Source organism: Krasilnikoviella flava, assembly GCF_900167525.1.
GTDB lineage: Bacteria > Actinomycetota > Actinomycetes > Actinomycetales > Cellulomonadaceae > Isoptericola > Isoptericola flavus.
On the sequence record NZ_FUZQ01000002.1, the window covers coordinates 366,190 to 378,044 of the forward strand.

The following is an 11,855-nucleotide window of genomic DNA, read 5'->3' on the forward strand; positions in this document are numbered from 1 at the left end:
GTCGAGACTAGCCCCGGGGAGCGGGCCGGTCCTCGTGGGCGGGCGGCAGGGCGCCGAGGGCCCGTCGCACCTCGCCGACGATCGCGGCCATGGCGGCCTCGGCCGCGTCGGGGTCGTGCTCGGCGACCGCCCGCGCGACGGCCTCGTGCTGGTCGAGCGCCTCGGGCGCGGGGGAGGGCGGCATGAGGCCGAGGTGCGTCCGCCCGGCGAGGACCTCGGCGACGACGTCGGCCAGCGGGCCGAACATCTCGTTGCCGCTGGAGCGCAGCAGCAGCTCGTGCATACGGACGTCGAGGGCGAGGAACTCGGTGAGGTCGCCGGCCTCGCCGAGGGTCCGCATCCGGCGGGCGAGGTCGACGAGCTCGCCGCGCACCTGGGGGCTGGCGTGGCGGGCGGCACCGGCGGCGGCGAGCGGCTCGACGGCGTGCCTCAGCTCGGTGAGGCTGCGCAGCTGGGCGTCGCGCCCGGGTCCTTGCAGCCGCCACCGGATCACGCGGGGGTCGAGGACGTTCCAGTCCTCGATGCCGAGCACCACGAGGCCGACCCGGCGACGCGAGCGCACCATCCCGAGCCCTTCGAGCATGCGCATCACCTCGCGTGCCACCGTCCGGGAGACGCCGTGCTCGGCCCCGATCCCGTCGAGGGTCAGGGGGGTGCCCACCGGGAAGTCTCCGCTGGTGATCGCGAGGCCGAGCGCGTCGAGCACTCCGGCGTGCAGGGACGGTGACGACATGGGCGGAGCCTATCGACGTGCCGTGGCTCCAGCGATTGGTGTGACCAGTGTTGTCAAAGGTAGTACCAATGAGGCATGCTCGGTCGACGCGGTGACGCAGCAGTCGCCGCGGGGCCCGTCCGACGGCGGGTCGCCGACCGAACAGGGAAGTCGACATGGACACTGTCGTCATGAACGCCACCGGTGACGCTCGTGTCGCGGGCACGCCGCGGCCGCCGGTCACCGGGCACCTCGTCGTCATGGGCGTCGCGGGCTCGGGCAAGACCACGACCGCCGGGATGCTCGCCGCGCGCCTCGGCCTCGACGTCGCCGAGGCGGACGAGTTCCACCCCCAGGCCAACATCGACAAGATGTCGGCCGGCACCCCCCTCACGGACGCCGACCGCGCGCCCTGGCTCGCCTCGATCCGCGACTGGCTGACCGGGGAGACCGACGCCGGCAGGTCCGCCGTCATCACCTGCTCGGCGCTCAAGCGGTCCTACCGGGACGTGCTGCGCGGCGCGCACGGTCGCGTGCGCTTCGTCCACCTCGACGGCAGCCCCGAGCTCCTCGCCGACCGGATGGCGCACCGCAGCGGGCACTTCATGCCCACCGCGCTCCTGCCGTCCCAGCTGGCCACGCTCGAGCCGCTCGAGGGCGACGAGGACGGCCTCACGGTCGACGTCGCCGCCGCACCGGAGGCGATCATCGACTCCGTGCTCGCCTGGCTGACCGCCCGGGCCTGACCGTCTCGGTCGCCCACGGCGCTCCGCAGCACCCCTGACATCCCCATCCGAACGACCGTCGACGAGGACTTCGCCATGCCCACAGACGACTGGACCCAGACCCTCACGGCCGGGCCGCTGCTCGCCATCGCCGCGGGAGCCGTCGCGCTCCTGCTCTTCCTCATCATCAAGGTGCGCCTGCACGCGTTCCTCGCGCTCGTGCTCGTCAGCCTGCTCACCGCGGTGGCCGCCGGGCTGCCCAGCGGCGGTGTGCTCGACGTGCTGCTGGACGGCTTCGGCTCCACCCTCGCGTCCGTGGCCCTCCTCGTCGGGCTGGGCGCGATGCTCGGCCGGCTGATCGAGACCAGCGGCGGCGCCAAGGTGATGACCGACGTGCTCATCGCCCGCTTCGGCGAGAAGCGGGCCCCGCTGGCGCTCGGCGTCGCGTCCCTGATCTTCGGTTTCCCCATCTTCTTCGACGCCGGCCTCGTGGTGATGCTGCCGATCGTGTTCGCGGTGGCCCACCGCCTCGGCGGGTCGCTGCTGCTGTACGGCCTGCCCGTGGCCGGCGCGTTCTCGGTGATGCACATCTACGTGCCGCCTCACCCGGGCCCGGTCGCCGCGTCCGAGTTCCTCGGGGCGAACGTCGGCATGGTCCTGCTCCTCGGGCTGATCGTGGCGATCCCCACCTGGTACGTGACCGCGTACCTCTTCGGCAGGTTCGCCGGCCGCCGGTTCGAGCTCCCTGTGCCCGCGATCCTCGGCCGCGCCGACGCCGCGCAGATCGCCAACCCGCCGCGCTTCGGCACGGTCGTCGGCATCCTGCTGCTCCCGCTCGTGCTCATCTTCGCCAACACCGGGCTCGAGACCGCGGTGTCCGCGGGCTGGGTCTCCGCCGAGAGCCCCGTCGTGACCTGGGCAGGCGTCGTCGGCTCGACGCCGGTCGCGCTGCTGATCTCCGTCCTGGTGGCGGCCTGGGCGCTCGGCCGTCGCCGCGGCATCGAGGGCACCGTGCTCGAGCAGACGCTCGACTCCGCGCTGGGTCCCGTCTGCTCCGTCATCCTCATCACCGGCGCCGGCGGCATGTTCGGCGGCGTGCTGCGGGCGTCGGGCATCGGCGACGCGCTCGCCGACGTCCTGGCCGACATGGGGCTCCCCGTCATCGTGGCCGGGTTCGTCATCGCCGCCGTGCTGCGCGTGGCGCAGGGCTCCGCCACCGTGGCCCTCACCACCGCGGCCGGGCTCATCGCCCCGGCCGTGGCGGCGGGCGACTTCAGCCAGCTCGCGACGGCCGCGATCGTCGTCGCCGTGGCGGCCGGGTCCGTGGTGCTGAGCCACGTCAACGACTCGGGGTTCTGGCTCGTGGGCCGGTTCTTCGACATGGACGTGAAGACCACCCTGCGCACGTGGACCGTCATGGAGACGGCGATCGGGGTCATGGGTTTCGCGATCGCGTGCCTGGCGTTCGCGCTGGCCTGAGCCTGAGCGGCGGGCGCCCTGCCCGGGTCAGCCCGCCGTGACCGACGACGAGGGCCGCAGGTGCTCCACGGCCTCGACGGACTGCCGGGCGATGGCGAGCTCCTCCATGGTGGGGATCACCATGACCAGCGTGGAGGTCCAGTCGGGGGAGACGATGCGCTCCCCGCCGGCCGAGGCGGTGTTGCGCCCGGGGTCGACGGCGATGCCCATGCCCTCCAGGCCCTCGCAGACCGCGGCCCGCACGCGCGCGTCGTTCTCGCCGACCCCCGCCGTGAACGCGACGACGTCCACGCGCCCCAGCAGGGCGGCGTAGGCGCCCACGTACTTCTTCAGGCGGTGGATGTACACGTCGAACGCGAGCGCGGCCGCCTCGTCGCCGTCGTCGATGAGGCGCCGCAGCTCGCGGAAGTCGTTCACGCCCGACAGGCCGAGCATCCCCGAGCGCTTGTTGAGCAGCGTGTCGAGCTCGTCGATGCCCATCCCCGCGTTGCGGGCCAGGTGGAAGACGACGGCCGGGTCGATGTCGCCGGACCGCGTGCCCATGACCAGGCCCTCCAGCGGCGTGAGCCCCATGGAGGTGTCGATCGGCACGCCGCCGGCCACGGCCGACGCGGACGCCCCGTTGCCCAGGTGCAGCACGATCGTGTGCAGGTCCTGCACGCGGCGGCCCAGCACCCGCGCCACCTTGCCGGCCACGTACTGGTGGCTGGTGCCGTGGAAGCCGTACCGGCGCACGTCGTAGGTCGCGGCCACGTCGCGGTCGATCGCGTACGTGTACGCCTCGGCGGGCAGGGCGGAGAAGAACGCGGTGTCGAAGACGGCGACGTGCGGGACGTCGGACAGCAGCTCGCGCGCCACGCGGATGCCCTGCACGTTGGCCGGGTTGTGCAGCGGGGCGAGCGGCACCAGGGCGTCGATGCGCGCCACGACGTCGTCGTCCACCACGACCGGGCCCGAGAACTCCGCGCCGCCGTGCACCACCCGGTGGCCGACGGCGTAGATGCCGGCGCCGGCGAGCCGCGGGCCGATCTCGTCGAACATCCCCAGCGCGATGCGGAGCGCCTCGCCGTGGTCCGGCACCTCGAGCTCGCGGCGCGTCTTGTTCCCGGCGAACGTGTGCGTGACGATGCCCGACGGCTCGCCGATGCGCTCGATCGTGCCCGCCGCGATCGCCTCCCCGCCCACGGGGTTGACCAGCTGGTACTTGAGTGACGACGAGCCCGAGTTGAGCACCAGCACGGACCCGTGCGCGCCGTACGCGCTGTAAGGGTTGGGCCGCTCGGCCTCGGGGACGATGCTCATGCGGATGCCTCCTGCGGGTCGGTCGGCGACGCCTTGCCCGGCGACATGGCCTGCGCCTGGATCGCGGTGATGGCGACGGTGTTGACGATGTCGGCCACGAGGGCGCCGCGCGACAGGTCGTTCACCGGCTTGTTGAGCCCCTGCAGCACCGGGCCGACGGCGACGGCGCCGGCCGAGCGCTGCACGGCCTTGTAGGTGTTGTTGCCGGTGTTGAGGTCGGGGAAGACGAAGACCGTCGCCTGACCCGCCACCACCGACTCCGGCAGCTTCGACTTCGCGACCGACGCATCCACGGCGGCGTCGTACTGGATCGGACCCTCCACCGACAGGTCGGGGCGGCGCTCGCGGACCAGCCCGGTGGCGGTGCGCACCTTGTCGACGTCCGCGCCCGAGCCCGACGTGCCGGTGGAGTAGGAGAGCATCGCGACCTTCGGGTCGACGCCGAACTGCGCCGCCGTCGCGGACGACGAGATGGCGATGTCGGCGAGCTGCTCCGCCGTCGGGTCCGGGATCACCGCGCAGTCGCCGTACACCAGCACCCGGTCCTGCAGGCACATGAGGAACACCGACGACACCACGGAGACGCCCGGCTGCGTCTTGACGATCTCGAACGACGGCCGGATGGTGTGCGCCGTCGTGTGCGCGGCGCCCGAGACCATCCCGTCGGCGAGGCCGAGGTGCACCATCATCGTGCCGAAGTAGGACACGTCGGTGACGATCTCGCGGGCGCGCTCCACCGTCATCCCCTTGTGCGCGCGGAGCTTCGCGTACTCCGCGGCGAAGAGCTCGACGTGCTCGGGGTCGGTGGGGGCGAGCACCGTGGCGGCGGCGATGTCGAGGCCCAGCTCGGCGGCCCGCGCCCGGATCGACGCCTCGTCGCCCAGGATCACGAGGTCCGCGATGCCCCGGGCCAGCACGGTGGAGGCGGCCCGCAGGATCCGGTCGTCCTCCCCCTCGGGCAGCACCACGCGCCGCCGGTCGCCGCGCGCCCGCTCGATGAGCTCGTACTCGAACATCAGCGGCGTGACGATGCGCGTGCGCGGCAGGTCCAGGCGGGCCAGGAGGGCCGTGCCGTCCACGTGCTGCTCGAACAGGGCGCGCGCGACGTCGACCTTCCGCGTCGAGGCGACGGTGACGTAGCCGTGCGTCTCCGCCGCGCGCCGGGCCGCCTGGAACGTGTCGAGCGCGGTGGCGACCACCGGCACGCGGGGGCCGAGCGCCGAGAGCAGCTGCGCGATCACCCCGCGCGGCACGTAGCCGCCGGTGAGCACGATGCCCGCCAGCGACGGGAACGTGGCGGCCGAGTGCGCGGACAGCAGCCCGAGCAGCACGTCCGAGCGGTCGCCGGGCAGGATGACGACCGCGCCGTCGGAGAGGTGGTCGAGCACGTGCTCGAACGACATCGCCCCGACGATGACCTCGAGCGCCTCGCGGCCCAGCAGGTCGGGGTCGCCGAGCATGAGCGTGCCCTCCACGGCCTCGGCCAGGCGGCCGACCGTGGGCGCGTGCAGGAACGGTTCCTCGGGGATCGTCCACACGGGCAGGTCGAGGTCGCCGACCAGCGCGGGGGCGCCCGCGGCGAGCACGCGCGGGGGGCACCGGTTCACGACGACGCCCACGGGCTGCGCGTGGTTCGCGCGCAGCTCGGACAGGCTGAGCCGCACCAGGGCGCGGACGTCGTCCGGCGAGCGCTCGCGGCCCGAGGCCACGAGCAGCACCGGGGCGCCCAGGTTGGCCGCCACGCGCGCGTTGAAGGCCAGCTCCGTGGCGCCCGCGACGTCGGTGTAGTCGGTGCCGACGACCACCACGGCGTCGCACTGTTCCGCCACCGCGTGGTAGCGGTCGAGGATGAGGGCGAGCGCGGCCTCCGGGTCCGCGTGCACGTCGTCGTAGGTGACGCCGACGGCGTCCTCGTACGAGAGGTCGACGCCGTCGTGCTGCAGCAGCATCTCGAGGACGTGGTCGCGGGGGGCGTCGCCCCCCGCGTCCGACGCCGGCGGCGACGGCACCCGGGAGACGGCCCGGAACACCCCGACGCGGGAGACCTGCCGGACCAGGAGGTCCAGGACGCCCAGCGCGACCGTCGACTTGCCGGTCTCGCCCTCGGGGGAGGCGATGTAGAGGGAGCGGGACGTACCGGTCACGCGGCGTCACCTGTCATTCGTCGTCACCTGTCATTCGTTGTCGCCGCCCGTGGCGGCGGAGGCGTCGTACTGCGGCCCGCCCTGCTCGGTCGCCGTGTCGCCCGAGTCCGGCCACACCCAGTCGCGCACCTCGGGGATGTCCTCGCCGTGCTCGCGCGTGTACTGCCGGGCCGCGAGGCGGGCGTCGACCATCTCCTGGCGCAGGCCCGCGTACCGCGAGCGCAGGGCCGGCACGCGGTCGATGACGTCGACCACGAGGTGGAAGCGGTCGATGTCGTTGAGCATCGCCATGTCGAAGGGCGTCGTGGTGGTGCCCTCCTCCTTGTACCCGCGCACGTGGATGTTGGCGTGGTTGGTGCGCCGGTACGTGAGGCGGTGGATGAGCCACGGGTAGCCGTGGTAGTTGAAGATCACCGGCCTGTCGGCCGTGAACAGCGTGTCGAAGTCCTTGTCGGACAGGCCGTGCGGGTGCTCCTTCTCGTCCTGCATCCGCATGAGGTCCACGACGTTCACCACCCGGACCTTGAGGTCGGGGATGCGGCGGCGCAGGATGTCCGCCGCCGCCAGCACCTCGAGCGTGGGCACGTCGCCCGCGGCGCCGAGCACGACGTCCGGGTCATGGCCCTCGACCTCGGTGCCCGCCCACTCCCAGATGCCCAGGCCGCGGGTGCAGTGCGCGATGGCCTGCTCCATGGTGAGGAACTGGGGCGCCGGCTGCTTGCCCGCCACCACGACGTTCACGTACTGGCGCGAGCGCAGGATGTGGTCGTAGGTGCTCAGCAGGGTGTTGGCGTCCGGCGGCAGGTACACCCGGACGATCTCGGCCTTCTTGTTCACGACGTGGTCGATGAAGCCCGGGTCCTGGTGGCTGAAGCCGTTGTGGTCCTGGCGCCACACGTGGCTCGACAGGAGGTAGTTCAGGCTGGCCACCGGCCGCCGCCACGGGATGTCGTTCGTCACCTTCAGCCACTTGGCGTGCTGGTTGAACATCGAGTCGACGATGTGGATGAAGGCCTCGTAGCTGGTGAACAGGCCGTGCCGCCCGGTGAGCAGGTAGCCCTCGAGCCAGCCCTGGCACTGGTGCTCGCTGAGCATCTCCATGACGCGGCCCGCGCGGGCGAGGTGCTCGTCGACGTCGGGCCCGAAGAAGTCCGCGTTCCACTGCTTGTCGGTGACCTCGTAGACCGACTGCAGGCGGTTCGACGCCGTCTCGTCCGGGCCGAAGATGCGGAAGTTGTCGGGGTTGAGGCGGACGACGTCGGTGAGCCACTGGCCCAGCACGCGCGTCGCCTCCGCGACGGCGCCGCCGGGGGCGGTGACGTCCACCCCGTAGTCGCGGAAGTCCGGCAGGCGCAGGTCCTTGAGCAGCAGGCCCCCGTTGGTGTGCGGGTTGGCGCTCATCCGCAGCTCGCCCGTCGGGGCCTGGCCGGCGATCTCGTCGATGAGCCTGCCGTGGTCGTCGAAGAGCTCGTCGGCCCGGTACGACTCGAGCCAGCCGCGCAGCACCTCGAGGTGCTCCGGGGTGTCCCGGGCGCTCGCGAGGGGCACCTGGTGGGCCCGCCACGAGTCCTCCGTCTTCTTGCCGTCGATGACGGGCGGGCACGTCCAGCCCTTCGGGGTGCGGAAGACGATCATCGGCCAGGCGGGCCGCTCGTCGTTGCCCGCCGCGGCCTCCGCCTTGATGCGGGCGATGTGGTCGAGCACCTCGTCGAGGAGCTGCGCGAACCGGCGGTGCACCTGCGCGTGGTCCTCGCCGTCGAACCCGCCGACGAAGAAGTAGGGCGTGTGCCCGTAGCCGATCATGAGGTCGCGCAGCTCGTCGTCGCTGATGCGCGCCAGCACCGTGGGGTTGGCGATCTTGTACCCGTTGAGGTGCAGGATCGGTAGCACGACGCCGTCGTTGTGCGGGTTGACGAACTTGTTCGAGTGCCAGCTCGTGGCGAGCGGGCCGGTCTCGGCCTCGCCGTCGCCGACCACGGCCGCGACCAGCAGGTCGGGGTTGTCGAACGCCGCGCCGTACGCGTGGCTGAGCGCGTAGCCGAGCTCGCCGCCCTCATGGATGGAGCCCGGCGTCTCCGGCGCGACGTGCGACGGGATGCCGCCGGGGAAGGAGAACTGCCGGAACAGGCGGCGCAGGCCCTCGTCGTCCTGCGTGACGTCCGAGTAGGTCTCGGAGTACGTGCCCTCGAGGTAGGAGTTCGCCACCAGGCCCGGGCCGCCGTGCCCCGGGCCGGCCACGTAGATCGTGGACTGCTCGCGCTCCTTGATCGCCCGGTTGAGGTGGGCGTACAGGAAGTTCAGGCCCGGCGTCGTGCCCCAGTGGCCCAGCAGGCGCGGCTTGACGTGGTCGCGGGTGAGCGGCTCGCGCAGCAGGGGGTTGTCCAGGAGGTAGATCTGGCCCACCGACAGGTAGTTCGCCGCCCGCCACCACCGGTCGAGCCGGTCGATCGACTCGGCCGAGAGCTCGGTGCCGTCACCGCTGCGCCACGGCGTGGGGGTGACGGTCGGGGTGGTCGTGGTGCTCATCACACGCTCCTGTGGCTCGGGGAAGGCCGGCGACCTCATTCCATCGCACCCGGGAGCCCGGCGCAGCACGACCCGCGAGGTCAGCGGCGTGACGTCGATCTGGCGGTCCGTCAGGTGCCGCCGGCAGCCGGATTCCTGGCCCGCGGCCGGGGACGATTACGGTGGTGCCGTGCCCAGCCCCCAGCCCGCCCGCAGGCCGTTCTGGGCGGTGGCCCTCCAGCCTCGCATGATCGGGATCCTGCTCCTGTTCCTGCTCGCCGCCGCCGTGTGCGGGCGGCTCGGCGTGTGGCAGCTGGACCGTGCCTACCTGCGGGCCGAGCTCGCCGCCGAGCAGGCGGCGACCGAGCAGGCGGCGCAGGGCCCGGAGGCGCTGGGCGACCTGCTGCCGCCGCAGACCTCGTTCCCGGGCGAGCTGGTCGGCACCGAGGCGTGGGTCACGGGGGAGTACGAGCCCGACGACCAGATGCTCGTCGCCGGGCGCTCGCTCGACGGCCGCGCCGGCTACCTGGTGCTCACCCCGCTGCGGGTCGCCGACGACGGCACGGGCGGCGCGTCGTGGGCGAGCCTGTCCGGTGCCCCCGTCCTGCCCGTCGTGCGGGGCTGGGTCGACTCGCCCACGCCCGGGGACGCCGCGCTCGACGTGCCCGCCGGCGAGGTGCGCGTGACCGGGTGGCTGCAGGCCTCGGAGTCGGTGCTGGAGGGCAGCGAGCCGCTGCCCGACAACCCCGACGGCCCGCCGCTGACCGACTCGATCTCGACCGGGTCGCTGGCCAACTCCTGGGGCGGGCCGATTTACTCCGGCTACGTCGTGCTCACGTCGTCCGACCCGGCCCAGACCGCGACGGACGACGGCGGACCCGCGGCGCTGCCGCGCCCCGTGCTCGAGGGCAGCGACGGCGTCAACCTGCAGAACCTGTTCTACGCGCTGCAGTGGTGGGTCTTCGGGCTCTTCGCCGTGGCGCTGTGGGTGCGGCTGGTGCGCGACGAGGCGGTGGGCACGCGGCGCGGTCGCACGCAGGACGACTCCGACGACCCGGTCGGCTCCGGCATCGCGGGCCTGCCCGGCTGAGCCCTCTTCGGCATCGAGCGTGCTGACTTGATCCCCAAACCGCCGCTTTGAGGATCAAGTCAGCACGCTCGATGCGGCAGCCTGTGTCGGCGCGGGCTGCCAGGCTCTTGTCATGACGACCATCGACCTGAAGCGCGAGCCGCGGCTCCACTACCGCGCGACGACGACGCCCGCGCTCGTGGCCGTCCCGTCCCGACCGTTCCTCATGGTCGACGGCACGGGGGACCCGAACACCGTGCCTGCTTACCGGGAGGCGGTCGAGACGCTGTACCCGCTCGCGTACGCGCTCCGGGCCGCCGTCAAGCAGGCGACGGGTGACGCCTACACCGTGATGCCGCTCGAGGGCCTGTGGTGGTCCGACGACCTGCGCACCTTCAGCGTCGAGGCGAAGGACGAGTGGCGCTGGACGATGATGATCAGCCTGCCCGATGCCGTCGAACAGGTGGACTCCCCGGCCGTCGTCGCGTCGGTGGCCCGCGAGAAGGAGCTGCCTGCCGGCGAGCTGGTGCGGCTGGAGCGCTTCGGCGACGGCGAGGCGGCGCAGGTGCTGCACCTCGGTCCGTTCGCCACCGAGGGGCCGACCGTCGAGGCGCTGCACGCGTTCGTCGAGGCGGAGGGGCGGGCCCTGGCCGGCACGCACCACGAGATCTACCTCTCCGACGCCCGCCGTGTCGACCCGCAGAAGTGGCGCACCGTCGTCCGCCAGCCCGTGGGGCCCCAGAGGTGAATCGAGCGTGCTGATTTGTTCCTCAAACCGCCGGTTTGAGGAACAAATCAGCACGCTCGATCACATCCTGTGGATGGGTGGACAGTCGGAGGAGCTGGCCCTGGTGTTCTGGTCCCATGTCCCGGCCCGCGGCCCCTGTGCCACCCGAGCTGCTGGAACGCGCTCGTCGCCAGGCTGGGCTCGTGGCCTTGCGGCAGTGCCTGGCCTTCGGGATGACACGCGGGCAGGTCATGCGTCGCCTGGACCGCAAGGAGTGGGAAACGGTGACGCGCGGGGTCCTGGACACCGGTTCGGTCCGCGCCTCGACGGTGTCGGAGTCGTACGACCTCCGTCGACGACGCGCGTCGCTGCTCGGGCCACTGGCGCATCCAGGCGGGATCGCCGTCGGCGTCTGCTCGCTGGTGCTGCAGGGGGTGCACGGGGCGCCCGTCGACGTCGTGCCGGAGGTGGCCGTGCCCAAGGCGCGGCCGCGGGCGGCGGCCGGCCTCGTTCGAGTGCGCAGGATCCTCGTCACCGCCCCGATCGAGGTGGACGGCATCCTGTGCGCTCCCTTGCGGGACTCGTTGGCGCTCGCGGTCCCGGGTCTGTCGCGTCTGGACGCGGTCGCGATGATCGACTCGGCCTGGCACCAAGGGCTGGTCGACGAACGCGGTCTGGCTGTTGCCCGGGGACGGGCGACGGGTCGGCGCGGTGCCCGCATGAGCTGGGCGTGGTGGGAGGACTCCGATCACAGGGCGGAGTCGCCCGCGGAGACCTGGGCCCGAATCACGTGTCTCGACCTGGGCTGCCCGCCCGACGCCGTGCAGCTGTGGGTCGTCGGGCGTGGGTGGCGGGCACGCGTCGACCTCGCGTGGGTGCTTCCCGACGGCACGCTGGTGATCGTGGAGGTCGACGGTGCAGAGGTGCACACCCGGCCGGACGCACTCTTCGAGGACCGCAGGCGGCAGAACCTGCTCGACACCCGCCGCACGCTGGTGCGGAGGTTCAGCGGGGGCGAGGCGCGCAGCGGACGACTCGCGGCAGAGGTCCGGTCGATGCTCCAGTCCGCCGGCTGGCGTCGCCGTCCGGTGCCTGAGGGTGCCGTCTTCGACATCGAGCGTGCTGAATTGATCCCCAAACCCTGGGTATGAGGATCAATTCAGCACGCTCGATGCTTCGGCCGGCGTGGACG

At 72.5% G+C, this 11,855-nt stretch carries 9 protein-coding genes; 5 read left to right on the forward strand and 4 right to left on the reverse strand.

Annotated features, from left to right (window positions below):
* Positions 1–7: 7 nt before the first annotated feature.
* A complete protein-coding gene (locus B5Y66_RS06370) occupies positions 8–733 on the reverse strand; it encodes a FadR/GntR family transcriptional regulator (protein WP_079572579.1) in 726 nt (241 codons plus the stop codon).
* 170 nt (positions 734–903) lie between these two features.
* Here B5Y66_RS06370 and B5Y66_RS06375 point away from each other — a divergent pair, with 170 nt between their 5' ends.
* Complete coding sequence (locus B5Y66_RS06375; protein ID WP_139820761.1) at positions 904–1,458, forward strand: gluconokinase; 555 nt, start codon at positions 904–906, stop codon at positions 1,456–1,458.
* Positions 1,459–1,533: 75 nt separating this feature from the next.
* Positions 1,534–2,916: a GntP family permease gene (locus tag B5Y66_RS06380; RefSeq protein WP_079572583.1), complete on the forward strand. Its 1,383-nt coding sequence runs from the start codon at positions 1,534–1,536 to the stop codon at positions 2,914–2,916.
* A gap of 27 nt (positions 2,917–2,943) precedes the next feature.
* Here B5Y66_RS06380 and B5Y66_RS06385 read toward each other — a convergent pair whose 3' ends face one another.
* Genes B5Y66_RS06385 through B5Y66_RS06395 form a run of 3 tightly spaced genes read right to left on the reverse strand, consistent with a single transcriptional unit; the run spans position 2,944 to position 8,888 of the window.
* Positions 2,944–4,218 carry an acetate/propionate family kinase gene (locus B5Y66_RS06385; RefSeq protein WP_079572585.1) on the reverse strand — a complete coding sequence of 425 codons (1,275 nt, stop codon included), beginning with the start codon at positions 4,216–4,218 and terminating at the stop codon, positions 2,944–2,946.
* Complete coding sequence (gene pta, locus B5Y66_RS06390) at positions 4,215–6,362, reverse strand: phosphate acetyltransferase (protein WP_079572587.1); 2,148 nt, start codon at positions 6,360–6,362, stop codon at positions 4,215–4,217. Before pta ends, B5Y66_RS06385 begins: the two co-directional genes overlap by 4 nt.
* Positions 6,363–6,392: 30 nt before the next feature.
* Positions 6,393–8,888, reverse strand: coding sequence for a phosphoketolase family protein (locus B5Y66_RS06395; protein WP_079572589.1), 2,496 nt, complete (start codon positions 8,886–8,888; stop codon positions 6,393–6,395).
* Between the two features lie 169 nt (positions 8,889–9,057).
* Here B5Y66_RS06395 and B5Y66_RS06400 point away from each other — a divergent pair, with 169 nt between their 5' ends.
* The 3 genes from B5Y66_RS06400 (at position 9,058) to B5Y66_RS06410 (ending at position 11,814) form a co-directional block, all read left to right on the forward strand.
* Positions 9,058–9,957 (forward strand): SURF1 family protein, encoded by a 900-nt coding sequence (locus B5Y66_RS06400; RefSeq protein ID WP_245806962.1) that lies wholly within the window; start codon positions 9,058–9,060, stop codon positions 9,955–9,957.
* Between the two features lie 112 nt (positions 9,958–10,069).
* Entirely contained in the window at positions 10,070–10,684 is a 615-nt protein-coding gene (locus tag B5Y66_RS06405; RefSeq protein ID WP_079572593.1) for a GyrI-like domain-containing protein, read from the forward strand.
* A 263-nt stretch (positions 10,685–10,947) separates the two neighbouring features.
* A complete protein-coding gene (locus tag B5Y66_RS06410; protein WP_139820762.1) occupies positions 10,948–11,814 on the forward strand; it encodes a hypothetical protein in 867 nt (288 codons plus the stop codon).
* Positions 11,815–11,855 lie beyond the last annotated feature (41 nt).

What these genes read in the sequence shown, in the direction of transcription:
- B5Y66_RS06405 (WP_079572593.1), top strand. Translation starts at nt 10,070, where the DNA reads ATGACGACCATCGACCTGAAGCGCGAGCCGCGGCTCCACTACCGCGCG.
- B5Y66_RS06375 (WP_139820761.1), top strand. Translation starts at nt 904, where the DNA reads ATGAACGCCACCGGTGACGCTCGTGTCGCGGGCACGCCGCGGCCGCCG.
- B5Y66_RS06380 (WP_079572583.1), top strand. Translation starts at nt 1,534, where the DNA reads ATGCCCACAGACGACTGGACCCAGACCCTCACGGCCGGGCCGCTGCTC.
- B5Y66_RS06385 (WP_079572585.1), bottom strand. Translation starts at nt 4,218, where the DNA reads ATGAGCATCGTCCCCGAGGCCGAGCGGCCCAACCCTTACAGCGCGTAC.
- B5Y66_RS06370 (WP_079572579.1), bottom strand. Translation starts at nt 733, where the DNA reads ATGTCGTCACCGTCCCTGCACGCCGGAGTGCTCGACGCGCTCGGCCTC.
- B5Y66_RS06395 (WP_079572589.1), bottom strand. Translation starts at nt 8,888, where the DNA reads ATGAGCACCACGACCACCCCGACCGTCACCCCCACGCCGTGGCGCAGC.